21 protein-coding genes are annotated in these 22619 nt (G+C 69.1%); 1 reads left to right on the top strand and 20 read right to left on the bottom strand.

Going from position 1 to position 22619, the window contains the following annotated elements:
- The first annotated feature begins 35 nt into the window (after nucleotides 1-35).
- The gene (locus FWJ47_RS07510) at nucleotides 36-1025 is read left to right on the top strand and encodes an alpha/beta fold hydrolase (RefSeq protein WP_147106313.1); all 990 of its coding nucleotides are present in this window, start codon (nucleotides 36-38) and stop codon (nucleotides 1023-1025) included.
- A gap of 67 nt (nucleotides 1026-1092) precedes the next feature.
- On the opposite strand, the gene FWJ47_RS07505 is transcribed toward FWJ47_RS07510, so the two are convergent.
- The 20 genes from FWJ47_RS07505 to mltG all read right to left on the bottom strand — a co-directional run bounded on the left by FWJ47_RS07505 (nucleotide 1093) and on the right by mltG (nucleotide 22557).
- The gene (locus FWJ47_RS07505) at nucleotides 1093-3096 is read right to left on the bottom strand and encodes a primosomal protein N' family DNA-binding protein (protein WP_170228524.1); all 2004 of its coding nucleotides are present in this window, start codon (nucleotides 3094-3096) and stop codon (nucleotides 1093-1095) included.
- A gap of 38 nt (nucleotides 3097-3134) precedes the next feature.
- Nucleotides 3135-3647 (bottom strand): DUF456 domain-containing protein, encoded by a 513-nt coding sequence (locus tag FWJ47_RS07500; RefSeq protein WP_147106309.1) that lies wholly within the window; start codon nucleotides 3645-3647, stop codon nucleotides 3135-3137.
- Between the two features lie 5 nt (nucleotides 3648-3652).
- Nucleotides 3653-4951 (bottom strand): bifunctional phosphopantothenoylcysteine decarboxylase/phosphopantothenate--cysteine ligase CoaBC, encoded by a 1299-nt coding sequence (coaBC, locus tag FWJ47_RS07495; protein ID WP_147106306.1) that lies wholly within the window; start codon nucleotides 4949-4951, stop codon nucleotides 3653-3655.
- 88 nt (nucleotides 4952-5039) lie between these two features.
- Entirely contained in the window at nucleotides 5040-5357 is a 318-nt protein-coding gene (rpoZ, locus tag FWJ47_RS07490; protein WP_147106303.1) for a DNA-directed RNA polymerase subunit omega, read from the bottom strand.
- Nucleotides 5358-5372: 15 nt separating this feature from the next.
- A complete protein-coding gene (gene gmk, locus FWJ47_RS07485; RefSeq protein ID WP_147106300.1) occupies nucleotides 5373-5948 on the bottom strand; it encodes a guanylate kinase in 576 nt (191 codons plus the stop codon).
- A 56-nt stretch (nucleotides 5949-6004) separates the two neighbouring features.
- Complete coding sequence (gene mihF / locus FWJ47_RS07480; RefSeq protein ID WP_147106296.1) at nucleotides 6005-6325, bottom strand: integration host factor, actinobacterial type; 321 nt, start codon at nucleotides 6323-6325, stop codon at nucleotides 6005-6007.
- A gap of 144 nt (nucleotides 6326-6469) precedes the next feature.
- A complete protein-coding gene (gene pyrF, locus FWJ47_RS07475; RefSeq protein WP_147106293.1) occupies nucleotides 6470-7315 on the bottom strand; it encodes an orotidine-5'-phosphate decarboxylase in 846 nt (281 codons plus the stop codon).
- Nucleotides 7315-10650 carry a carbamoyl-phosphate synthase large subunit gene (gene carB, locus FWJ47_RS07470; RefSeq protein WP_147106290.1) on the bottom strand — a complete coding sequence of 1112 codons (3336 nt, stop codon included), beginning with the start codon at nucleotides 10648-10650 and terminating at the stop codon, nucleotides 7315-7317. Before carB ends, pyrF begins: the two co-directional genes overlap by 1 nt.
- On the bottom strand, nucleotides 10643-11905 hold the full coding sequence (gene carA / locus FWJ47_RS07465) for a glutamine-hydrolyzing carbamoyl-phosphate synthase small subunit (RefSeq protein ID WP_147106287.1): 1263 nt from the start codon (nucleotides 11903-11905) through the stop codon (nucleotides 10643-10645). Before carA ends, carB begins: the two co-directional genes overlap by 8 nt.
- On the bottom strand, nucleotides 11902-12462 hold the full coding sequence (locus FWJ47_RS07460; protein WP_246126204.1) for a PH-like domain-containing protein: 561 nt from the start codon (nucleotides 12460-12462) through the stop codon (nucleotides 11902-11904). The genes carA and FWJ47_RS07460 overlap by 4 nt, the downstream gene beginning before the upstream one ends.
- Nucleotides 12459-13802, bottom strand: coding sequence for a dihydroorotase (locus FWJ47_RS07455; protein WP_147106282.1), 1344 nt, complete (start codon nucleotides 13800-13802; stop codon nucleotides 12459-12461). The genes FWJ47_RS07460 and FWJ47_RS07455 overlap by 4 nt, the downstream gene beginning before the upstream one ends.
- Entirely contained in the window at nucleotides 13795-14778 is a 984-nt protein-coding gene (locus tag FWJ47_RS07450; protein WP_147106279.1) for an aspartate carbamoyltransferase catalytic subunit, read from the bottom strand. Before FWJ47_RS07450 ends, FWJ47_RS07455 begins: the two co-directional genes overlap by 8 nt.
- Nucleotides 14775-15341, bottom strand: coding sequence for a bifunctional pyr operon transcriptional regulator/uracil phosphoribosyltransferase PyrR (gene pyrR, locus FWJ47_RS07445; protein ID WP_147106276.1), 567 nt, complete (start codon nucleotides 15339-15341; stop codon nucleotides 14775-14777). The genes FWJ47_RS07450 and pyrR overlap by 4 nt, the downstream gene beginning before the upstream one ends.
- A 71-nt stretch (nucleotides 15342-15412) precedes the next feature.
- On the bottom strand, nucleotides 15413-15832 hold the full coding sequence (gene nusB / locus FWJ47_RS07440; protein WP_147106273.1) for a transcription antitermination factor NusB: 420 nt from the start codon (nucleotides 15830-15832) through the stop codon (nucleotides 15413-15415).
- A 6-nt stretch (nucleotides 15833-15838) separates the two neighbouring features.
- The gene (efp, locus tag FWJ47_RS07435) at nucleotides 15839-16396 is read right to left on the bottom strand and encodes an elongation factor P (protein ID WP_147106270.1); all 558 of its coding nucleotides are present in this window, start codon (nucleotides 16394-16396) and stop codon (nucleotides 15839-15841) included.
- Nucleotides 16397-16457: 61 nt separating this feature from the next.
- The gene (gene aroB, locus FWJ47_RS07430) at nucleotides 16458-17687 is read right to left on the bottom strand and encodes a 3-dehydroquinate synthase (protein ID WP_147106267.1); all 1230 of its coding nucleotides are present in this window, start codon (nucleotides 17685-17687) and stop codon (nucleotides 16458-16460) included.
- A gap of 17 nt (nucleotides 17688-17704) precedes the next feature.
- Entirely contained in the window at nucleotides 17705-18244 is a 540-nt protein-coding gene (locus FWJ47_RS07425; protein ID WP_147106264.1) for a shikimate kinase, read from the bottom strand.
- 5 nt (nucleotides 18245-18249) lie between these two features.
- Nucleotides 18250-19509 carry a chorismate synthase gene (gene aroC, locus FWJ47_RS07420; RefSeq protein ID WP_147106261.1) on the bottom strand — a complete coding sequence of 420 codons (1260 nt, stop codon included), beginning with the start codon at nucleotides 19507-19509 and terminating at the stop codon, nucleotides 18250-18252.
- A gap of 97 nt (nucleotides 19510-19606) precedes the next feature.
- Entirely contained in the window at nucleotides 19607-20524 is a 918-nt protein-coding gene (locus tag FWJ47_RS07415; RefSeq protein ID WP_246126326.1) for a shikimate dehydrogenase, read from the bottom strand.
- Nucleotides 20524-22557, bottom strand: coding sequence for an endolytic transglycosylase MltG (gene mltG / locus FWJ47_RS07410; protein WP_147106255.1), 2034 nt, complete (start codon nucleotides 22555-22557; stop codon nucleotides 20524-20526). The genes FWJ47_RS07415 and mltG overlap by 1 nt, the downstream gene beginning before the upstream one ends.
- Nucleotides 22558-22619: the final 62 nt, after the last annotated feature.

Below are 22619 nucleotides of genomic sequence, written 5' to 3'. Positions count from 1 at the left end.
CACGGTCTTCAGCGATTTCTCATAGGGTGAGGACCATGCCTATGCCCTCGGAGAGCGCCCCTGCCCCGGATGCCGCCACCCCGTGGTCCGGCTACTCCCACCGGGCCGGCGAGGAGCGCGGGCTGAGCCTCACCTGGAGCGCCGGGGGGCCGCGGCTCCGTTCCCAGGCTGCCGTATGGCATTACCGGGCGGTGTCTGGTGCGGCTGCACACGGCCCCACGCCCGCACCGCGGCTGCTGATGATCCACGGGTTCCGCGGCGACCACCACGGCATGCAGCTGATGGTCGATGCGCTGCCCGAGTTCGAGATCTTTGTGCCGGACCTGCCCGGGTTCAACGCCACACCCCCGGTGACCGACGACGCCGGGAACCGGGTGGAGCACACGCTTGCGGTCTACTCGGGCTTCGTCGGCGCGCTGGCCGAGGCGCTGCAGCTGACGGAGGAAGACGTGCTGGCCGGGCACTCCTTCGGCACCATCGTCACCGCCGCCCACGTCGCTGAGACCCAGCGGCCCTGGGCGGGATTGGTGCTGAGCGCACCGATCAGCACCGGGGTCTTCACCTGGCCGCTCATCCTCGGGGCCGCCGGCGTGGAGGCCTACTACGAGGCCGCACGGCTGCTCCCCGTGCGGGCAGCCGACGCGCTGCTGCGCTCACGGGCCGTCATGGAGCTGACCAACCGCACCCTCGGCGCCGGCGCCGACCTGGAGCTCACCGCCTATGTGCGGGACCAGCACGCCAAGCACTTCGGCGGCTACACCGACCGCCAGACGCTCATCGAGGCATACCGGGCCTCCAGCCGTCATACCGTCACCCAGCACGCACCGGACCTGGACCTGCCGGTGCTGGTGCTGCCGGGGACGAAGGACCAGCTGAGCACCCGCCGCGGGCTCAAGGCTCTCCGAGGCGCCCTGCCCGACGCCCGTATGGAGATGATCCGAGACGTCGGCCACCTCATCCACTACGCCAAGCCTGCCGAGACCGCCCGGGCCGTCAAACGATTCCTGGCTGACCTCAAGACGTGAAGGCCAGCGCTGAGCCGGTCGAGCGAGGCCGAAGGACCAGTGCCGGAGCGGGATCTCGGCGGCGTGGTCAGACCTGCAGCGCACCGACGTCGTCAACAGCGACGCGCACGCTGTGCTGCTGCTCCCCCCTGGCCGGGGCGGCGCTGGAGGTCCGGCGTACCCGGCGGACCTCGGAGACCACTGCCTCCGCCTCCGCGTAGCTGAAGAACAGCAGCCACCGCTGCCGGCCGTCATCCTCCGGAGAGGGGCCGATCCACGCCAGTCCCTCGGGAAGCCGCAGACTGTCGATGAACTCGCGGCCCTGGTGGAGCTCAGCAGTGAGGCTCAGCATCCGCCGCGCCGGGGGAAGGCCCAGCTCCGCCCGCCGGTAGAGCTCGCGCCGGGCGTAGCCGACAGGGTCCCCGCGCACCAGGGCGCCGGTGAGCTCCTGGTCGCCCGCGGTGACCACCACAGTCCCGCCATCACCGTGCGGACGGACCAGTGAGGCAGCCCGAAGCCAGCGCGCCAGCACCCTCCGGGGCACGTCCAGGCCTTCGCGGTGCAGCTGAGCATCGCCGTCGAGCAGCAGCGCCGCCGCGTACCCGTCCGGAGCGGAGGGCTCCACCCCCGGAGTGGAGACCACCAGGGCTGGGATGCCCCCCACGGCATCGACAGCACGGTCTCCGCTCGAGGAGATGACAGGGACGCCGGGAAAGGCGCGGCCGAGCTCCTGCGCGGTGCGGTCAGCCCCGCGCACTCCGGCGCGGAAGACGGCGTGCCCGCATTCGCCGCAGCGATGGTCACGGTGGTGCAGCCCGCACCACCTGCACTGCAGGGTCCGCGACTGGGCGTGGTGGCCCGGCAGGCTCAGGGGCCCGTGGCAGGAGGGGCATGACTGGCGGCTGCGGCACCGGGCGCACAGCACCGCAGGGATGAACCCCGCCCGGCCCACCTGCACCAGCACCGGACCCTTCTCGAGCCCCTCGCGGGCAGCCCGGTAGGCCGCAGCCGGCATGCGAGCCTGGCGGGCCAGGGGATCCCTCTCCTGCTCGAAGTCATCAGCCGTGGAGATCACGCGCGGGGCTGCGGCGCGGCGGACGTCCCTGCCCGGGGCCCTGTCGGCGAGCCAGCCCCGCTCCACCAGGCGTTGAACCTCCAGCGACCGGTGGGAGGAGAGGAACATCACCCCGGCGCCGGTCTGCACAGCCCGCAGCAGGGCGACCTCCCGGGTGTGCTGGTACGGGGCGCGAGGCTCAGCGTGGCTGGGGTCGTCGTCGTCGAGCATCACGATCAGCCGCAGCCGGGCTGCCGGGGCGTAGACCGCTGAGCGAGTGCCGACCGCTACCTTGGCCTGCCCGAACCGCAGGCGCAGATAGGACCTGTACCGCGGCGTCGGGCCCATCTCCGCGCTCAGCCGGGCAATCGTCTCCTCGCCGAGGCGATCCTCCAGCAGTCCGGCCGCCGCCTCGAGGTCACGCTGATCCGGCACGACGACGACGGCGTCGCCTCCGCCTTCCACCACCTCCTCCACGGCGGCGAGCACCCGGTGCTGCCAGCCGGAGTCTCCGTAGGACTTCAGGGCAAGCTCCGCTGTCCGCTCCCGCGGCTGCAGCGGGGTCAGCTCCGCTGGCGGGGGCTCGAGTCCGAGGAACTCCTTTTCCACCCGGGCGGCGCGCGGCGGCAGGCCGGCACGCAGCACATCTGAGGCAGTGCCGGCGCAGCGCAGCGCAACCTGCTGGCAGAGCTCGAGCACCTCCGGGGCGAGCACAGGCAGAGCAGAGACCATCTTGCTGATGGGGCTGAGCCGGGATCCTGTCGTCGGCGCGTCGAGCCTGGAGAGCACCCAGCCGGTGAGCTCCCGTCCCGCGAAGCGCACCTTGACCCTTGAGCCCGGCACCGCCCTGTCCGCCAGGTCCGACGGCACTGCATAGTCGAAGGGCCGGTCCAGGTGCGGCACGGGAGTCTCCAGGAGAACCTGTGCGACCGGCAGCCTGTCCGTGGTGCCGGCGGGATAGCTGACCGGCGCGGGCGGAGCCTCCAGCAGGGTCGGCTGCTGGGCCTCCCCGCTGCGCTCCTTCCCCGGGTCAGACATGCCCATGATGCTACGCGTCCGTCCGGACACGTCTCACCTCAGAGGAGGAAATGGATGAGGGATGCCAGCACAAAGATCGACACCGCCGTGCCTGCCAGCACGAACTCGGTGAGGATGCCGACCCCGATGGCCTTCAGCGCCTGGACGCTGGCACGGCCGGCGGCCTGCCAGTCGAAGTCGCGGCGGAAGAGCTCAGCCCCGAAGAGGCCGGCCGCGAAGCCGAGGAAAAGGCCCAGCGGAGGGAATGCGAAGAGCCCGACGATGGCCGCGGCGACGGCGATCAGGATGGGGCCCCGCGGAATGCGCTCCCGGTGCAGGGCGCGCCCGGTGAGCACTGTCGATGCGCTCCACCCGATGATGGTCAGCACCATGCCCAGAATCGCTGCGGTCCACACCACAGGTCCGCCCACCAAGATTCCCCAGAGCAGCAGTCCGAGGATCACGATCAGGCTGCCGGGCAGCACCGGCATGACCACAGCGACCACGCCCAGGAGCAGGGCGGCGCCTACGAGCAGAGTGCTGATGAGCTCAGCGGCGGTTCCCTCGAGCATCGGGCTCAGCCCCGGGCGGCCAGCAGGGCCGCCGTCTGCTTCATGACGGCCTGTGCGGCCTGGTGCTTCGTGCCGGTGACCCTCTGCGGCTCCGATGCGCCCAAGGCGCGCTCGGCCTCTTCCGAGGCGATGAGGTGGACCTCTGTGTCCTCCTGGCCGAAGACGAGACCTTCGCCCACCCTGTTGAGCACGAGAAGGTCGCACCCCTTTCGGGCAAGCTTCTGCTGGGCGAGCTGAAGCGGGTCGCTCTCCTCCGAGCCCGTCTCCGCGGCGAACCCGACGATCACAGCGGGACCGTCTCCGGAGGCGTCCCGCCGCTGGACTGCTTCGGCGAGGATGTCAGGGTTGCGCTCCAGCTCGATGACGGGCGAGGCTCCATCATCGGTCTTTTTGATCTTGGTCTGCGCGTAGGCTGCCGGCCGGAAGTCAGCGACCGCCGCAGCCATGACCAGCACGTCAGACTCCGGGGCGGCCCGGACGACAGCGTCACGGAGCTGCTCGGCCGTCTCGATCCGTTCCACGGTGATGCTGGCCTCTGCCTCGGGCAGCACGGCGTCGACGACCCCGGCGATGAGCCGCACCGTGGCGCCCATACCGGCCGCGGCGCGGGCCAATGCGACGCCCTGCCTTCCGGAGGAGCGGTTCCCCAGGTAGCGCACGGGGTCCAGAGGCTCGCGGGTCCCGCCGGCAGTGATCACCACGGTCCTGCCTGCCATCGGGGGCTGGACCTCGGGGTCTGGAGCGAAGAGCGTGCCGGCCAAGGGCGCATAGGAGTAGGCAGGCTGCTCGAACTGCTGGATGCGGGCGAAGATGTGCTCCGGCTCGGGCATGCGGCCCCTGCCGCTGTCTTTGCCGGTGAGCCTGCCCTCGGCCGGCTCCATCACCTCGAGGCCGCGCTCACGGAGCACCTGCACGTTCTCTGCGGTGGCCAGGTTCTGCCACATCTCGGTGTGCATGGCGGGCACGAGCAGCTTGGGCGCCTCGGAGGCGAGGATGCTGGAGGTCAGCAGGTCATCCGCCCGCCCAGCCCGGATTTTGGCGAGGAAGTCAGCGGTGGCGGGCGCGACGACGACCAGGTCTGCTTCCTGCCCGAGCCGAACGTGGCGGACCTCATCCACGCCTTCGAAGACACCGGTGGTCACCGGACGGCCGGAGAGCGCCTCCCAGGTCGCCGTGCCGACGAACTTCAGGGAGGCTGGGGTGGGAACGACGTCGACCTCATGGCCGAACTCTTTCAGCAGCCGCAGCAGCACCGCGCTCTTGTAGGCAGCGATGCCGGCTGTGACGCCCAGAAGGATACGCATGGTGTCGGCCTCGCTTCAGGTGTGAAGGCCGACGCGTATGCGGCCGGCCGAGAGGCGTCGGCGGCGCACATGCGCCGCCGAAACGGCCTCAGCCCTCTTCGGCACCGGCTTCGACGAACTCAGCCTGCGGTGCGCTCATTGCGACCGCCTCGTCATCAGCGGTGCGGGGGCGCATCACGAGCAGGTCCTCGTGGACCTCGCGCAGGGCGATGGAGAGCGGCTTCTCGTTGAGCTTGGTCTCCACCAGGGGGCCGATGTGCTCGAAGAGGCCCTCGTGCAGCTGGGCGTAGTAGTTGTTGATCTGACGGGCACGCTTGGCGCCGAAGAGCACCAGGGCGTACTTGGAGTCAGCCTTGGCGACGAGCTCGTCGATGGGCGGGTCGATGATGCCTTCAAGCTGGTTCACGAAGAGATGTTTCCTTTAAGCGTAGGTTTCTGGATCCAGGCCCATAAGTGAGATGAGTTCTCTGGCGGCACGGTCGATGTCGTCATTCACGATCGTCACATCGAACTCGGGTTCTGCCGCGAGCTCTATTCTAGCGGTTCTGAGCCTGCGCTGTCGTTCGCCCTCATCCTCGGTCCCCCGGCCGATGAGGCGAGAGACAAGGTCATCGAAGCTCGGCGGCGCCAGAAAGACGAACTGAGCGCCGGGCAGCCGGTCGCGCACCTGCCGCGCGCCCTGCAGGTCTATCTCCAGCAGCACCCGCTTGCCCTCGGCCACCGCCTGCTCCACGGTGGACTGCAGGGTCCCGTACCGGTGGATGCCGTGGACGGTCGCCCATTCCAGGAACGCATCCTCAGCGATGAGCTGGTCGAACCGCTCACGATCGATGAAGTGATAGTCCTCACCGTCCACCTCTCCCGGCCGGGATGGACGGGTGGTGGCGGAGACGGAGAAGTGCACCTGCGGGTAGTGGATGCGGATGTGCTTGCTCAGCGTCGATTTGCCGACCGAGGTGGGCCCTGCGAGAACCGTTGCCTGGGGAGCTTCTGACATTCGGCTGATTCTTCCATACAGGAAGGCCTCAGCCGGCTCCGACACTGCTCCGGCGCTCAGGCGTAGGACTTCAGGTGCTCGGTGAGCGCGGCGCGCTGCTTGACCCCGAGCCCCCCGAGCCGGCGATTCACCGATATTCCGAGCTGCTCGCAGATCTTCACCGCGGTGACGCGCCCCACCCCGGGCAGCGCCTCCAGCAGCTCTGTGCACTTCAGCCGGGCGATGGCCTCCTCGGCATCGGCGCGCTGGAGCACCTGAGCGAAGCTCACTCTGCCGTCGCCGAATTCTCGCTTCATCTGCGCCCGGGCCCCTCTGGCCGCGAGGGCCTTCTCCCGTGCGCTGTCCCGTTCCTGCTGGCCGAGCTCTCGCAGTGCCACGGCGTTCTCCTCGTAGGGTCTGCTACCTCGTACGGACATTTCCTGTGGCCAGAATCTAGCCGCAATCCATGTCAGGGGCAACATCCCGTGACGGCGTTCAGGATTGTGACGGCCTCCTCACGCTGATCGTTCAGGAAGCGCGCCTCAGCCGGCCAGCTCCATGCGGGCCCGGTCGATCGCACCGCGCAGCGCCTCGACATCGGGGCCGCAGCGGAGGATCCCGCGGGAGGAGTTCACCACCACCTGACCCCAGGCAGGGCCGAAGTCAGCCTTCAGCTGCGCCGCAGACGCCCCCTGAGCGCCGTAGCCGGGCGCGAGGATCGGCGGACGTCCCGCGGTGAGGTCGATGCCGTGCTCCGTCGCGAGGCGTGCTGTGGTGGCCCCGACGACGAGCCCTGCATCGCCCAGCGGCGCGCCCGCCCCAAGAGCAGCGCCGTTGGCCTCGGCGGCCGCCTCAGCGACCGAACCGGCAACGGTCCGCCCAGCCTCGTCCCGGGCCAGCTGCACCTCGGCCCCCTCGGGATTGCTCGTCAGGACCAGGGCAAAGATCCCCGTTCCGTGCTGCTGAGCGGCCTCCACCGCCGGGCGCAGGGAGCCGAACCCGAGGTACGGGCTCACGGTCAGCGCATCGGCGGCCAGCTCCGCGGCGGGGTCCAGCCAAGCCTGGGCGTAGGCGGCCATCGTGGAGCCGATGTCCCCTCGCTTGGCGTCGGCGATCACCAGCAGACCAGCCTCGCGCGCTGCCTGCTGAACCTCCGCCAGCGCGCCGAGCCCCGCGGGGCCGAAGGCCTCGAAGAAGGCGACCTGCGGCTTGACCGCGCCGACCCGGCCGGCCGCCGCCTCGACCGTGCGCAGGCCGAACTCGCGCAACCCCTGGGCGGAGGCCTTCAGCCCCCACTGCTCGAGCAGGGCAGTGTGCGGGTCGATCCCCACACAGAGATGCCCGTACTCCTCGAAGACCGCCGCGAGACGGGTGCCGAAGCTGGCCATCAGACGCGCGCGGCCACGGCGGCCACGTCCTCGCGGGTACTGAAGCCGGCCTCGTGCAGACGGTCGGCATGCTCCTGCAGAGAGGTCACCGACCATTCGAACTTGCCCTGGGCCTCGATGGCCTGGACGGCTGCGCCGAACTCCGCGACGGTGGTGATGACCGGCACGCCCAGCGAAGTCGCTGCGGCGCGGATCTCGTAGCCGTCGGAGCGTGCGTCGCCGCCGGAGGGGGTGTTGACGATCAGGTCGATCTGCCCCGCCTCGACCAGGTCGAGGATGGTCCGGCCCTCGACATCGTCGGCGATCTTGGCGACCTCTTCGCACTCCACTCCGTTGCGGCGCAGCACGTCGGCGGTCCCGCCGGTGGACACCACGGAGAAGCCGAGGTCCGCCAGGCGCTTGACCGGCATGATGACTCCGCGCTTGTCCCGGTTGGCGACGGAGACGAACACTTTGCCGGAGACCGGCAGCGGATTGTTGGCCGCTTGCTGGGACTTGGCGAACGCCGTGTCGAAGTGCTTGTCGATGCCCATCACCTCACCGGTGGAGCGCATCTCCGGGCCGAGCAGGGAGTCCACCACACGCCCCTCAGGGGTGCGGAAGCGCGCGAAGGGCAGCACGGCCTCCTTGACCGCCACCGGGGCCGCCGGCGGCAGCATAGAGCCGTCGCCCTCGGCGGGCAGCAGGCCCGCGTGGGCGCCGCCGGAGCCGGTCCGCAGGTCGGAGAGCCTGACCCCGGTGCCGATCAGCGCGGCGGCCTTGGCCAGCTGCACACCTGTGGCTTTGGAGACGAACGGCACGGTGCGGGAGGCGCGCGGATTGGCCTCGATCACATACAGGACGTCGGATGCCACGGCGAACTGAATATTGATCAGTCCCCGCACTCCCACGCCCTCGGCGATGGCGGCCGTCGCCTGCCGCACCCGGGCCAGCACGTCGGGCCCCAGGGTGATGGGCGGCAGCGCGCAGGCAGAGTCGCCCGAGTGGATGCCCGCCTCCTCGATGTGCTCCATGATGCCGCCGAGGTAGAGCTGCTCGCCGTCGTAGAGGGCATCGACGTCGACCTCGATGGCATCCTCGAGGAACCGGTCCACCAGCACCGGATGGTCCGGGGTCACCTCGGTGGCGTTGGCGATGTACCGGGCCAGGCCGGGCTCGTCATAGACGATTTCCATGCCGCGGCCGCCCAGCACATAGGAGGGCCGCACAAGCACGGGGTAGCCGATCTCGTCGGCCACCCGCTTGGCGTCCTCGAAGCTGACGGCGGTGCCGTTCTTCGGCGCGGTCAGGCCGCCGCGCTGCAGCACCTGGTCGAACTCCCCGCGCTCCTCCGCCAGGTCGATCGCCTCAGGGCTGGTGCCGAGGATCGGAACACCGGCGTCGGCGAGCTGCTGGGCGAGCTTCAGCGGGGTCTGTCCGCCGAGCTGGACGAACACCCCGGCGACTCCCCCGGTGCGCTCCTCGGCATGAATGATCTCAAGGACATCCTCCAGGGTGAGCGGCTCGAAGTAGAGACGGTCGGAGACGTCGTAGTCGGTGGATACGGTCTCCGGGTTGCAGTTGACCATCACCGTCTCGTAGCCGGCGTCGCGCAGGGCCATGGTGGCATGCACGCAGGAGTAGTCGAACTCGATTCCCTGCCCGATCCGATTGGGCCCGGAGCCCAGGATGATCACGGAGGGACGCTGGTGCTCAGCGATCTCGCTCTCGAAGTCGTAGCTCGAGTAGTGGTAGGGCGTGAAGGCAGGGAACTCGGCGGCGCAGGTGTCCACTGTCTTGTAGACCGGGCGCACGCCCAGCGCGTGGCGGACACCACGGACCACAGCGGGCTCCATGTGCCGCAGCCGGCCGATCTGCTCGTCGGAGAAGCCGTGCCGCTTGGCCAGGCTCAGCACCGCCCTGTCCATCTCGACGGCCTCGCGGAGCTCCGCGGCGGTCTCGTTGATGAGGCTGATCTGGTCGAGGAACCACCGGTCGATCTTGGTGATCTCGTAGACCTCCTCCGGGTCAGTGCCGGCGTTGAGGGCCTGCTGGACCTGGTAGAGCCGGTCGGTGGTCGGAGTCGCCATGCCCTGCAGCAGTGATGCGACATCGTCGGGCATCTCGAAGGTGAACTCGCTGCTGCGCTGCTCCAGTGAGCGCAGCGCCTTCTGCAGGGCCTCGGTGAAGCTGCGCCCGATGGCCATCGCCTCCCCCACCGACTTCATGGTGGTGGTCAGCGTGGGGTCAGCGGCCGGGAACTTCTCGAAGGCGAAGCGCGGCACCTTCACGACCACGTAGTCAAGGGTGGGCTCAAAGCTCGCGGGGGTCTTCTGGGTGATGTCGTTGGGGATCTCATCCAGGGTGTAGCCCACCGCCAGCTTGGTGGCGATCTTGGCGATCGCGAAGCCGGTGGCCTTCGAGGCCAGGGCGGAGGAGCGGGAGACGCGCGGGTTCATCTCAATGACGACCACGCGGCCGGTGTCCGGGTCCACAGCGAACTGAATGTTGCAGCCGCCGGTGTCCACGCCGACCTCGCGGATCACGTTGATCGCGATGTCGCGCAGCTTCTGGTACTCCCGGTCAGTCAGCGTCATGGCCGGGGCCACGGTGATGGAGTCGCCGGTGTGCACACCGACCGGGTCCAGGTTCTCGATGGAGCAGACGACGACGACGTTGTCGTTCGCGTCGCGCATCATCTCCAGTTCATACTCCTTCCAGCCGAGGATGGACTCCTCCAGGAGCACCTCAGTGGTCGGCGAATACTGGAGGCCGGCGCCCGCAATGCGGTGAAGGTCCTTCTCGTTGTAAGCCATGCCGGAGCCGAGTCCGCCCATCGTGAAGGAGGGACGGACGACAACGGGGTAGCCCAGATCCTTCACAGCCTCCAGCGCCTCACCCATGGAGTGCACGATGGCCGAGCGAGCAGACTCTGCGCCGGAGCGCGCGACGACGCCCTTGAACTTCTCGCGGTCCTCGCCGAGCTCGATCGCCTCGATGTTGGCCCCGATGAGCTCCACACCGTGCTGCTCGAGAGTGCCGTCCTTGTCCAGGGCGATGGCAGTGTTCAGCGCGGTCTGCCCGCCGAGGGTGGGCAGCAGGGCATCCGGCTTCTCCTTGGCGATGATCTTGGCGACCACCTCGGGGCTGATCGGCTCCACGTAGGTGGCATCGGCGAACTCCGGGTCCGTCATGATCGTGGCCGGGTTGGAGTTCACCAGGATGACCCGGATGCCCTCCTCCCTCAGGACGCGCAGCGCCTGGGTGCCGGAGTAGTCGAACTCGGCGGCCTGCCCGATGACGATCGGGCCGGAGCCGATCACCATCACGGAGTTGAGGTCCTGGCGCTTAGGCATGGGAGGCGTCTCCTGTGGTCGCGGTGGCTTTGTTCTCGGCATCGAGCTCGGCGCTGGGACGGCGGTCGGCCGGCGGCAGCGTGTCCGCACCGGTGGCGGTCCCACCGGCCTTCGCGGCGGTGATGAGCTCGACGAACCGGTCGAAGAGGTAGGCGGAATCGTGCGGGCCCGCCGCGGCCTCCGGGTGGTACTGGACGCTGAACGCGGGGATGTCCAGGCAGCGCAGGCCTTCGACGACGCCGTCGTTCAGGGAGCTGTGGCTGACCTGCACCCGGCCGTACTCGGACTTCGGCGCAGTCAGGGTCTCCCCCGCGGGCGCGTCCACGGCGAATCCGTGGTTCTGGCTGGTGATCTCCACCTTGCCGGTGGCGTGGTCCATCACCGGCTGGTTGATGCCGCGGTGGCCGAAGGGCAGCTTGTAGGTGCCGAAGCCCAGGGCCCGGCCCAGGATCTGGTTGCCGAAGCAGATGCCGAAGAAGGGGGTGCGGGCGCTGAGCACCTCCCGGAGCAGGCCGATCTGGTTCGCAGCGGTGGCCGGGTCGCCGGGCCCGTTGGAGAGGAAGACGCCGTCGGGGCCCAGGTCCTCGATCTGCTCGAAGGTGGTGGTGGCCGGAAGCACATGCACCCGCAGGCCGCGCTCAGCCATCCGGGTGGGCGTCATGGATTTGATGCCGAGGTCGATGGCGGCGACAGTTCCGACGATCTCTCTGTCCCAGCCGTGGTTCGCGGGCTCGATGACATAGGCCTCCTCGGCGGTGACCTCCTCCGCCAGCCGGGCGCCGAGCATCTCAGGCTGGCTGCGCACCTGCTCCAGCAGCTCGCCCAGAGGATTCTGGGCAGCCGCGCCGGAGAAGATGCCCGCCTTCATGGATCCCTGGTCGCGCAGCCGGCGGGTGATGGCCCGGGTGTCGACGTCGCGGATGCCCACGATGCCCTGGGCGGCGAGCTCATCATTCAGGCTGCGCTCGGAGCGCCAGCTGGAGGGGCGGCGCGCAGCGTCGCGCACCACGTAGCCGGCCACCCAGATGCGACGGGATTCGGGGTCCTCGTCGTTGATGCCGGTGTTTCCGATGTGCGGTGCGGTCATCACGACGATCTGCTGGGCATAGCTGGGGTCGGTGAGGGTCTCCTGGTAGCCGGTCATGCCGGTGGAGAAGACGGCCTCGCCGAGGGTGATCCCCTCCGCTCCGTAGGCACGCCCGTGGTACGCGGTGCCGTCCTCGAGCAGGAGGATGGCCGTGGGTGCGGTGCTCATGAGGTGTTGTTCTCTCCTGTTCTGGGGTGCAGGGCGTCGAGCAGGCTCTGGCCCTCTGAAGCATGGCGGGGGCGGAAAGCGGTCTCGACCTCATGGCCGCCCAGGACCCACCCGATGATGACGGCGCCGTCACGCTCCACAAATTTGCCGACGACGCCCCGATCGGTGCGCACATGGCGAAGATCCCCTGCGGGGATGAGGAAGTTGCCGGCGCCGGCCCGGAACACGGCGACGCCGGCGCTGTGGACTTCGAGGCGGCCGCCGGTGCGCAGACCGAGCTGGTGAACGGCGATGCGGTCCAGGTAGTCGGCTGCGCTGACTGTGCCGATGACCATCCCTTCAGCGGCGGCGACGGGCTCGGCCTCCACCAGTTCAGCGGGAACGTCGCCGGGTGCGGGGATGCCGCCCTGGCGACGCTTGCGGCTGCGCCACCCCCACCACAGCAGCAGGCAGAGAACCAGGATGACGGCCCCGGAGATCCACAGATAGTTGAGGTAGGTGGGGGTCATATCGGTCTGCTGAGTGGCCTCCGCGGCGGCCAGAGCCAGTGTTCTCATGCGGTCCTCCCGGTGCGGGATGAGGCGAGCTCCCCGTGGAGCATCGTGGGATGCCCGCCGAGGAAGGTGGCGGTGACGCGGCCCGGAAGCTCAATGCCGCGGAAGGGACTGTTGCGGCCCTTGGTGGCATGCTCCTCGGGATTGACGGTGCGGCGAGCATCGGCGTCGACGAGGATCAGGTGGGCGGGCTCGCCGGCATCCAGCGGCCGGCCCTGGTCAGCATGCCCGCCGATGGCGGCCGGGCGCTCCGAGGTGATCTCGGCGAAGCGCCGCCAGCCGATCAGACCGGTCTCCACCATGGCGTGCTGGACCCCGGAGAGCGCGGTCTCCAGGCCTGTCATGCCCATGGCGGCCTGCTGCCACTCACATTCCTTGGCCTGAGTGGGGTGAGGAGCATGGTCAGTGCCGATCACGTCGAGGGTGCCGTCCGCCAATCCTTCGCGCAGCGCCTGGACATCGGCCTCGGTGCGCAGCGGCGGGTTGACCTTGTAGACCGGATCGTAGCTGCGGACCAGCTCATCCGTGAGCATCAGGTGGTGCGGAGTGACCTCGGCGGTGACGCTGACGCCGCGCTCCTTGGCCCAGCGGATGATCTCCACCGACCCCTTGGTGGAGACGTGGCAGATGTGCACCCGGGACCCCACGTAGTCGGCGAGCAGGACGTCGCGGGCGATGATCGCCTCCTCGGCCACCGAGGGCCAGCCCGGCAGGCCGAGGATCGCTGAGACCTCCCCCTCATTCATCTGGGCGGCGCTGGACGTCCCCCACGACGTGAGGCTGGGGTCCTGGGCGTGCTGGGCGATGAAGCCGCCGAAGGACTTCACGTACTCCAGGGCCCGCCGCATCAGCTGCGCGTCGGCCACACAGTGCCCGTCGTCGGAGAACATGCGCACCTGGGCCTCCGAGGAGGCCATCGCACCGAGCTCGGCCAGCTGCTTGCCCTCCAGGCCCACTGTGACGGCCCCGACGGGGTGCACCTCCGCCCAGCCGGCCTCCTGCCCGAGCCGGCGGACCTGCTCGACGACGCCGGCGGAGTCAGCCGCGGGGAAGGAGTTCGCCATGGCGTGGACGGCGGTGAATCCGCCCTTGGCGGCGGCCCGGGTGCCGGTCTCCACGGTCTCGGCGTCCTCGCGGCCGGGCTCTCTGAGGTGGGTGTGAAGGTCCACCATCCCGGGCAGGGCGATCTGGCCTGCGGCGTCGACCTGGGTGATGCCCTCCAGCTGTGCTGCCCGGCTGCGGGCCTGCTCCCCCACGGCGGCGATCACGCCGTCGGCGATGAGCAGGTCAGTGGGCTCCTCCCCGTAGGGGCGGGCTCCGGCGATCAGATACGAGTCAGGCATCGTGGCCTCCTGTCAGCAGCAGGTGCAGCACAGCCATCCGGACGGAGACGCCGTGGGCCACCTGGTCGGTGATGCGGGATTGGTCGGAGTCTGCCGCGGCCGCAGAGATCTCCACGCCGCGGTTCATGGGCCCCGGGTGCAGAATGACAGCTGGCTTGCCGGTGTCCCCCAGGGTGAGGGTCTCGACGACCTCCAGCCGCTCGTCGGTGAGCCCCCAGCGACGGGTGTACTCGGCGGCGTGCGGGAAGAATGCCCCGCCCATGCGCTCAGCCTGCACGCGGAGCATCATCACGGCGTCGGGGCCCTCGGCAAGGGCATCGTCAAGGCTGTAGTGGACGGTGACGGGCCAGCTGGAGACTGACTGCGGCAGCAGGGTGGCCGGCGCGGCGAGGCTCACCTCGGCGCCCAGGGTGCGCAGCAGCCAGATGTTCGAGCGGGCCACCCGGGAGTGCAGCACGTCCCCGACGATCAGCACCTTCATGCCGGCGAGGTCCGTGCCCCGCGGGGAGCCGGCAGCGTGGGCGGCTGACCAGTCACGGCGGAGAGTGAGCGCATCCAGCAGCGCCTGGGTGGGGTGCTCGTGGGTGCCGTCGCCGGCGTTGACCACGGCCGCCTCGGTCCAGTCGCTCGCGGCGAGCTGGGCGGCGGCGCCGGACGCGCTGTGACGGATCACCACCGCGTCCGCTCCCATGGCCTCCAGGGTCTGGACGGTGTCCTTCAGGGACTCCCCCTTGGAGACGGAGGATCCCTTGGCGGAGAAGTTCACGACGTCGGCGGAGAGCCGCTTGGCGGCCGCCTCGAAGGAGACCCGGGTGCGGGTGGAGTCCTCGTAGAAGAGGTTGACCACGGTGCGGCCGCGCAGGGTCGGGAGCTTCTTGACCTCGCGGGAGGAGACAGCGGACATCTCCTCGGCGGTGTCGAGGATGGAGAGGGCGTCCTGATGGCTGAGATCAGCCGTGGAAAGGAGATGCCTCATCGCTGGATCACCACCGCCTCGTCGTCGCGCTCGACGCCGTCGACGCCGTGGAGCTGGACGTGGACGCGCTCTTCGCGCGATGTGGGGAGGTTCTTCCCGACATGGTCCGCCCGGATGGGAAGCTGGCGGTGTCCGCGATCGACGAGGACCGCCAGCCGCACTGTGTCAGGGCGCCCGAGGTCCGAGAGCGCGTCGAGGGCAGCCCGGATGGTGCGGCCGGAGTAGAGGACGTCGTCGACCAGGACGACAGTGGCCCCGTCAATGCCCGCTGCGGGCACCTGGGTGGGCTCCGGCGTGCGCGCGCCGTGGCTGCGCAGATCGTCCCGGTACATCGTGATGTCCAGAGCGCCGGTGCGCGCTGCGGCGTCGAAGCCCTGATCGATGCTCTGCAGGCGCTCTCCGAGGCGGGACGCCAGGGGGACTCCGCGGCGAGGAATGCCGAGGATGATGAGGCCCTCAGTGCCGCGCTGGGCCTCGACGACCTCATGGGATATGCGGGTCAGGGCACGGTCAATATCCGATGCGCCCATGACCTGGGTGGTCTCAGGTGATTCGCTCACCATATTGACTCCTTCCTCGCCTCACAGGACGATCCTTAAAGGAGCTGGCTGTTGCTGCTCAGCCTATCGCAGTCTCAGCCTTCGTCATCCACCAGAGTGGGCTTGAGCTGCTGGATGCGGCCCAGCAGGCCGTTGACGAACTGCGGGGACTCATCCGTGGACAGCTGCCGGACGAGGGCCACCGCCTCAGCCACCGCGACGCCGTCCGGAATCTCCGAGTTGTGCAGAAGCTCCCAGACGCCGATGCGCAGAGCCATCACATCCACCCGAGGCATCCGCTCCAGGGTCCAGCCGCGCGCATAGGTGGAGAGCAGCTCATCGATCTGCTCCCGATGCTCGGCAACCCCCGCGAGGATGTGGCTCACGTACTCGTTGGCTGTCAGGTCCGAGTGCTGGGTCCTGGCTGCCAGCACCTCGTCAGGCGCCATGCCGCGCTGCTCGGCCTCGAAGAGGACCTCGAGCGCCCGGCGTCGTGCTTTGCTCCGCTTGGCCAAGGGCGATCAGACCCGGCCGAGGTATTCGCCGCCGCGGGTGTCCACCTTCACAGTGGTTCCCTGCTCGACGAACAGCGGAACCTGAATCTCCGCGCCCGTCTCGAGAGTGGCGGGCTTGGTGCCGGCCTTGGAGCGGTCGCCCTGCACGCCCGGCTCGGTGTAGGTGATCTGCAGCTCCACCGAGGGGGGCAGCTCCAGGTAGAGCGGGATGCCCTCGTGCATGGCGATGGTGGCGGTGGCCGACTCCAGCAGGAAGTTCGCGGCGTCACCCACGACGGAGGCCGGCACCATGATCTGGTCGTAGTCCCGCATATCCATGAACACGAAGTCATCGCCGTCCTGGTACAGGTACTGGTAGTCAGAGCGGTCCACCGTGGCGAACTCGACCTTGGCGCCGGCGTTGAAGGTCTTGTCGACGACCTTGCCGGAGGTGATGTTCTTCAGCTTGGTACGGATGAAGGCGCCGCCCTTGCCGGGCTTGACGTGCTGGAACCCCAGGGTGTTCCACAGCTGGCCCTCCAGCTTCAGCACGGAGCCGTTCTTGATGTCGTTGGAGCTTGCCACAGGTTCCTCTCAGCCTTGCGCAGAGTGCTTTGACGCGATTCTCGAATACCAGCAGGCCATCCTACAGGGAGACCGTGTTCTGCGCGGGCTCCTCGCCGATCTCCTGATAGGCCGCGAAGAGAATGGAAGCATCCGGGATCTCCACGGTGGAGGCCGTGCCCACGCCGTTGAGCAGAACGAACCGGAGCGTGTCGCCGCGGTTCTTCTTGTCCCGGCGGATCCCCTCCAGGAGCTGATTCCAGCGGTCGTCCCGGTATGTGGTGGGCAGGCCCAAGGAGGTCAGCACCGCCCGGTGGCGGTCTACCTCCTCGTCCGTCAGGCGTCCGAGGTTCCGAGCCACCTCGGCAGCGAACACCATCCCCACGGAGATCGCGGCCCCATGGCGCCACTGGTACCGCTCCGCCAGCTCGATGGCGTGGCCGAGGGTGTGCCCGTAGTTGATCCGCTCCCGCACGCCTGACTCGTGGGCATCCACGGAGACGACGTCCACCTTGACCTGAATGGCCCGGGTGATCAGCTCCCGCACCTCCTCGGAGTGGGGATTCTGAGCAGCGTCCGGGGCGGCTTCGATGATCTCCAGGATTCGTTCGTCGGCGATGAGCCCGCACTTGACCACCTCGGCCAGCCCAGCCACCAGCTCGTTGCGCGGCAGGGTGATCAGAGTGTCGAGGTCGGCCAGCACACCGGCGGGCTGATGGAAGGAGCCCACCAGGTTCTTGCCCTCGGCGGTGTTGATGCCGGTCTTGCCGCCGATCGCGGCATCCACCATGCCCAGCAGGGTGGTGGGCATGTGGATGACCTTCACGCCGCGCAGCCAAGTGGCCGCGACGAATCCGGCCGTATCCGAGACTGCGCCGCCGCCCACGGACACGATGGCGTCGGATCGGGTGAAGTCGTTCTGCCCCAGGACCTGCCAGCAGAAGGCCGCGACCTGAATGTGCTTGCCCTCCTCCGCGTCCGGGATCTCGGCGACCATCGCGGTGTAGCCGGCCTTCTCCAGGTCCTCGCGCACCACGTCGCCGGTGGCGCGCAGGGCACGGGGGTGGATGATGAGGACGCGCTCGGGGCCGGGGCCGATCATGTCCGGAAGACGGGAGAGCAGCCCGTTGCCGACGACGACGTCGTAGCCCAGCTCCTGCCCGCCGGTGCCGGCGCCCTCCCCCACGGTGATGGTGGTGGGCTCGGAGTCAGGGGTGTGGGTCAGGTGCGCGCCGTCGGCCTGGGCGCCCTGCTCCCCGGGGCCGTCCTCGTGCTCGACGGCCTCAGCGGGGTTCTCAGGTGCATTGCTCATGCTTGGGGTCTCAGCTCCTAGCGGGACGGAAGTTCTTTCTCGATGGTATCGACTCGAGCTTCGATGTTGGGCGGCGCTGCCTCCACGATGAGGTCGGCGCACTCCCTGTACAGCGGCTCACGCTCAGCGTAGATCCGCTTCCAGACGGCCGCGGGGTCTGCTTTGAGCATCGGGCGGGTGGTCGCATCCCCGATGCGGGCCAGAGCCTGCTCCTCGGTGACGTCCAGCATGACCACAAAGTGTCGGCACAGACGAGCGCGGGTGGCCTCAGAGAGCACCGATCCGCCGCCCAGGCTGATCACCGAGGGACGGGGGGACGCCAAGAGTTCAGCAACGATGTGCTCCTCAGCATTCCGGAAGGCCTCTTCGCCGTGAGCGGCGAAGTACTCCGGGATCGGCCCGTGCCGTGCCACGAAGAACTGGTCGGAGTCCACGTGGGGCCGGCTGAGCCGACGCGCCAGCGCAGCTCCCACACTGGACTTCCCGGAGGCCATGGGGCCGATGAGCACCACATTCGGCTGTGCCGGCGGAGCCGGTGCAGGCACCTGTTCAGGCATAGTGATCAGCGGGCTGATGTCTCGTCGAATCCGGCAGGCGCCTGCATGGGGTCCCCGTCGGCGCCTGCCGCACCGGGGGTCTGGCCCAGCTCGGGCAGGCTCGCGCGGTAGGACTCCAGGTTCCGGCGCACCTCGGCGAGGCTGTCGCCGCCGAACTTCTCCGAGACGGCGTCAGCAATGACCAGGGCCACCATCGCCTCCGCCACCACGCCGGCAGCGGGGACCGCACAGACATCGCTGCGCTGGTGATGGGCTGTGGTGGGCTCACCGGTGGCCACGTCCACGGTGCGCAGGGCGCGCGGAACGGTGGCAATGGGCTTCATGCCGGCACGCACTCGCAGGGCATCGCCGATGCTCATGCCGCCCTCGATGCCCCCGGCCCGGTTGGTGCTGCGGATGGCTCGTCCCTCAGCGTCCAGCTCGATCTCGTCGTGCGCCTCGGAGCCTCGGCGAGCAGCCGTGCGGAAGCCGTCGCCGACCTCGACGCCCTTGATCGCCTGGATCCCCATGAGGGCACCGGCGAGCCGGGCGTCCAGGCGCCGGTCCCAGTGGACGTAGGAGCCCAGGCCCGGAGGCAGCCCGTCGACGATCACCTCGACGACGCCGCCGAGGGTCTCCCCCGCCTTGTGGGCGGCGTCCACCTCGGCAACCATCGCCTCGGAGGTCTCGGGGTGGCAGCAGCGCAGCGGGTCAGCATCGATTGCGCCCACATCGGCTGCCGCGGGCACTGGTGCGTCCTCAGGAGATGAGACGGTGCCCACCGCGACGGTGTGGGAGACCGTGGTGATGCCGAGCTCGCCGAGGAACTTCTGGGCGGCGGTTCCCAGCGCCACCCGAGTGGCGGTCTCCCGGGCGGAGGCCCGCTCCAACGCTGGGCGCGCTTCGGCGAAGCCGTACTTCTGCATGCCGGTGTAGTCAGCGTGGCCGGGGCGGGGACGGGTCAGCGGGGCGTTGCGGGCCATGCCCTCCAGCTCGGCGGGGTCCACCGGATCAGCCGACATGACCTTCTGCCATTTGGGCCACTCGGTGTTCTCCACCTCGATGGCGAGGGGACCGCCCATGGTGCTGCCGTGGCGCACTCCGCCCAGCAGGTTCACCTGGTCCTTCTCGAACTTCATGCGGGCACCGCGGCCGTATCCGAGTCGGCGTCGCGCCAGTCTCTCCTGCACATCCGCGGTGGTCAGCGGAACGCCTGCGGGCAGTCCCTCCAGGATGCCGACGAGAGATTTGCCGTGTGATTCTCCGGAGGTCAGCCAGCGCAACATGCAGAACATCCTAGTAGTCTCGTGAGTCTTTGGGCGTGAAAGCCGCGGCAACGCGACCGAGAGCCGAGGGGAGCTGCCCCCGTCGGCGGAACACGACCTAGCTCAGCCCCGCAGCAGCGCGCATGGCATCCACCATGCGGGCATGTTCGGCCGAGCTCAGCTCAGCAGCGGGGTTCGCGGTTCCAGCAGTGAACAGCTCGACCTGCTTGACCGCTTGGTGCAGCAGCATATGCAGACCGGACACGACCCTGCCGCCGCGTTCCTGCCAAGCCGCAGCGAGGGCGGAGGGCCAAGGATCATAGGCCACGTCCAGCAGCGGCGGGAAGGGGACGCCGAGCGGGGGAAGCTGGCTGACCAGCTCGTCCGCCGCGGAGGGAGGGAGAGCAGACACGACGACGCTGTTCCGCACATCGGCCAGGTCATGGCCGAGCTCTGCCATGGGGCGGATCATCAGCTCAAGGCCGAGCCTTTGGGCCAGCGGACGGGCAGCGGCAGCCTTTTCCGGCGTGCGGGCGTAGATGCGAGCCCGGCCGAAGCCGAGCTCCGCGGCAGCGGCGAGGGCCGCCGCGGCCGTGCCGCCGGCCCCCAGCACGGCGAAGCTGCCGCCGGCGGGCTCGTCCCTGCTGAGCCCGTCCTCCCGCAGCGTGGTGACGATTCCGTCCACATCAGTGTTCTCACCGTGGAGATGACGGCGACCGCCGTGATGCTCCTCAGCTTCCCGGATCACCACGGTGTTGAGGACGCCCAGGTCCTGAACCCGCATGGAAGAGGTGGTCATGTGCCGGACCATGGCGGCCTTCAGCGGCATCGTGACGGAGAAGCCGACCCATCCCGGCTCGGCCCCCTCGCCCGCAAGGAAGTCATCCAAGGTGGTCTCATCCGCCTCAATCCGGGCGTAGCCGATCTCCAGGCCGAGGTGCCGGTAGGCAGCCGCATGCAGGGCCGGGGATTTGGAGTGACCGATGGGTGACCCGAGGACTGCCGCGCGGCGGGCCTCGCCGGACGCGCCCCTCATCACAGGCCGAGCTCCTCCTCGGCGGCGTCCACTTCACCGGGGCTGCAGACGTCCGGGTTCTCCGAGCAGTAGTCCAGGAACTCCTGCTCGTACTGCTCGTGCTGAGCGAGGTTCTCGGCGAACTCGGTCTCGCCCGTCTCGATGTTCACCGTGACCCAGTAGTGATAATCGGTGTCCGGCGGGTCGATCGCGGCTTCCAGGGTCGCCGTCGTCGGCGCACCGATCGGCCCCGGAGGCAGCCCGGGGTTGGTCCGTGTGTTGTACTCGTCGTCCGCGTCGTGCTCCGCGGCGATGTGCAGATCGTGCTCGCCGAGGGCGTAGTTGCTGGTCGCGTCGATGTAGAGGTAGCCGTCGGTCTCCGGGTTGTCCGGCACCAGGCGGTTCTGGATGGCGCTCGACATCAGGTCATAGTCGTCCGGGTTGGCATGGTTCGCCTCAGCGGTGATGAGGGAGGCGATGATGACAGTCTCCCACTGCTCCTCCTCATCCTCGAGGCCGAGCTCCTCGAAGCGGGAGAAGGTCTCATCGACCATATCCTGAAGAATCTCTTCGGGTGAGACCTCGTCCTCGACGTCCCAGCTGTACTCACCGGGGGCCAGGTAGCCCTCGAGGGTCTCGGCCTCATCCGGCAGATCATAGGCCTGGGGGTCCTCGGCCGCGGCCGCAATCTCCTCTCGGCTGTGCGGGGTGCGCTCGGCGATCTCATCCAGCGCATCCTCGATCCAGATGCCGGGTGCGATCCCCACAACGAACTGTTCCGGACCTTCGGCGTAGAGCGCCTCAATGGCATCCCCAGCCGGCATCTGCTCCTGCATGGGGTACTCGCCGGGCTGCAGGGTTCCCATGTCACCCTCAGCGTCCGCGGCCTGATAGGCGCTGGACAGCGCACCCCAAGAGGCTACGATCTCCTGCTCGACAAGCCGGTTGGCGACGGTCTCGAAGCCCTCGCCCTCCCGGACCTCGAACTCGATGGTCTCACCGGAGGCCTGGTCATAGTCAGTGATGTCCTCCCCGCCCCCCAGGAAGCTCCGAACGACGGTGACCACGCCGATCACCATGGCGGCGAAGACCGCGAGGAACAGGACCAGGGTGACATTGCGGCGGCGTTGCTTCGCCTTCTTGGCCTTCAGCGCATCAAGGCTCATACGCCCTTCCATCGGTTGCACGGTCTGATAGCCGCGGCCGAAGTCCGAGGCCGCCACGAGCACCGGTGACCCGCTTGCGTCGTGTTCGATCTGGCCGCCTTCGAAGTCCTCCCAGTCGAGGCCCTCGAAGCCTTCCAGCTCATGGAATTCCTGCCCGTCGAAGTGCCCCTCTTCGGGAAGTTCGTGATTCTGGTCCGCGTCAGAGGGCGAGCCCGCGACGACGTCGTCGAACGGCGTGGACGGCGCAGCAGTGGGAATCGCGCGCGTACGGTCCGGATCCTGGATCGGCTCATCCTGCGCAGACGAAGTCTGCTGAGGCTCGTCGCGCGCCTCCGGGCTCCGGGGCTGCGGGGACGAGGGAGCGGACTGCGCAGCCCGGGCCTGCCGGGTGGGCTGCTGGGGCTCGGACGAGGAAGGCTTGGGCTGCGGAGCGGGGCTGCCCCCCTCCCATCCGGCGTCGAGCCCGGCACCGGCGTAGAACCCTGAGTCTCGTGGGGCGGCGGCCCGCTCAGCCGCTGCCCGCTCGGCCCTCTCCTGCTCGGCGCGCCGCTTCTCCAGCGCCGCCTGGCGCTCCTCCTCCTGCTGCTCACGGCGAGCCCGGCGCGAGGCCGCGCCTGCGGCGTCGGCGCTGGAGGCTGAGGAGGCCGCACTCTGCTGAGGAACGCGTCCGGAGGCACCGGTGACGGACTCGCCGCGACGACGACGCCGTTCCAGCTCCTCCTGGTCGAAGAGAGCCGGCGCCTGCGCCTCTGAGGCGGTGGTCGAGGTGCTCAGCCGGCGGACGGCCGATTCGCGCTCCCGCTCTGCAGCCCGCTCCCGCTCCCTTGCCTCACGAATCTCGCGGCGACGACGCCGAGAGCCCGCCTCAGGGGGCTGTTCATCGCTCACGCAGAATCCTTACAGGGGCAGATCGGGGTCACGGTCGGGCGGTCGGAAATAGACGCAAGTCT

The organism is Nesterenkonia populi (genome assembly GCF_007994735.1).
GTDB lineage: Bacteria > Actinomycetota > Actinomycetes > Actinomycetales > Micrococcaceae > Nesterenkonia > Nesterenkonia populi.
Note: the sequence above shows the minus strand (reverse complement) of the source record. Positions and strands in the feature narration are given on the sequence as shown.

What these genes read in the sequence shown, in the direction of transcription:
- FWJ47_RS07510 (WP_147106313.1), top strand. Translation starts at nt 36, where the DNA reads ATGCCTATGCCCTCGGAGAGCGCCCCTGCCCCGGATGCCGCCACCCCG.
- FWJ47_RS07505 (WP_170228524.1), bottom strand. Translation starts at nt 3,096, where the DNA reads ATGTCTGACCCGGGGAAGGAGCGCAGCGGGGAGGCCCAGCAGCCGACC.
- FWJ47_RS07500 (WP_147106309.1), bottom strand. Translation starts at nt 3,647, where the DNA reads ATGCTCGAGGGAACCGCCGCTGAGCTCATCAGCACTCTGCTCGTAGGC.
- coaBC (WP_147106306.1), bottom strand. Translation starts at nt 4,951, where the DNA reads ATGCGTATCCTTCTGGGCGTCACAGCCGGCATCGCTGCCTACAAGAGC.
- gmk (WP_147106300.1), bottom strand. Translation starts at nt 5,948, where the DNA reads ATGTCAGAAGCTCCCCAGGCAACGGTTCTCGCAGGGCCCACCTCGGTC.
- pyrF (WP_147106293.1), bottom strand. Translation starts at nt 7,315, where the DNA reads ATGGCCAGCTTCGGCACCCGTCTCGCGGCGGTCTTCGAGGAGTACGGG.
- carB (WP_147106290.1), bottom strand. Translation starts at nt 10,650, where the DNA reads ATGCCTAAGCGCCAGGACCTCAACTCCGTGATGGTGATCGGCTCCGGC.
- carA (WP_147106287.1), bottom strand. Translation starts at nt 11,905, where the DNA reads ATGAGCACCGCACCCACGGCCATCCTCCTGCTCGAGGACGGCACCGCG.
- FWJ47_RS07460 (WP_246126204.1), bottom strand. Translation starts at nt 12,462, where the DNA reads ATGAGAACACTGGCTCTGGCCGCCGCGGAGGCCACTCAGCAGACCGAT.
- FWJ47_RS07455 (WP_147106282.1), bottom strand. Translation starts at nt 13,802, where the DNA reads ATGCCTGACTCGTATCTGATCGCCGGAGCCCGCCCCTACGGGGAGGAG.
- FWJ47_RS07450 (WP_147106279.1), bottom strand. Translation starts at nt 14,778, where the DNA reads ATGAGGCATCTCCTTTCCACGGCTGATCTCAGCCATCAGGACGCCCTC.
- pyrR (WP_147106276.1), bottom strand. Translation starts at nt 15,341, where the DNA reads ATGGTGAGCGAATCACCTGAGACCACCCAGGTCATGGGCGCATCGGAT.
- aroB (WP_147106267.1), bottom strand. Translation starts at nt 17,687, where the DNA reads ATGAGCAATGCACCTGAGAACCCCGCTGAGGCCGTCGAGCACGAGGAC.
- FWJ47_RS07425 (WP_147106264.1), bottom strand. Translation starts at nt 18,244, where the DNA reads ATGCCTGAACAGGTGCCTGCACCGGCTCCGCCGGCACAGCCGAATGTG.
- aroC (WP_147106261.1), bottom strand. Translation starts at nt 19,509, where the DNA reads ATGTTGCGCTGGCTGACCTCCGGAGAATCACACGGCAAATCTCTCGTC.
- FWJ47_RS07415 (WP_246126326.1), bottom strand. Translation starts at nt 20,524, where the DNA reads ATGAGGGGCGCGTCCGGCGAGGCCCGCCGCGCGGCAGTCCTCGGGTCA.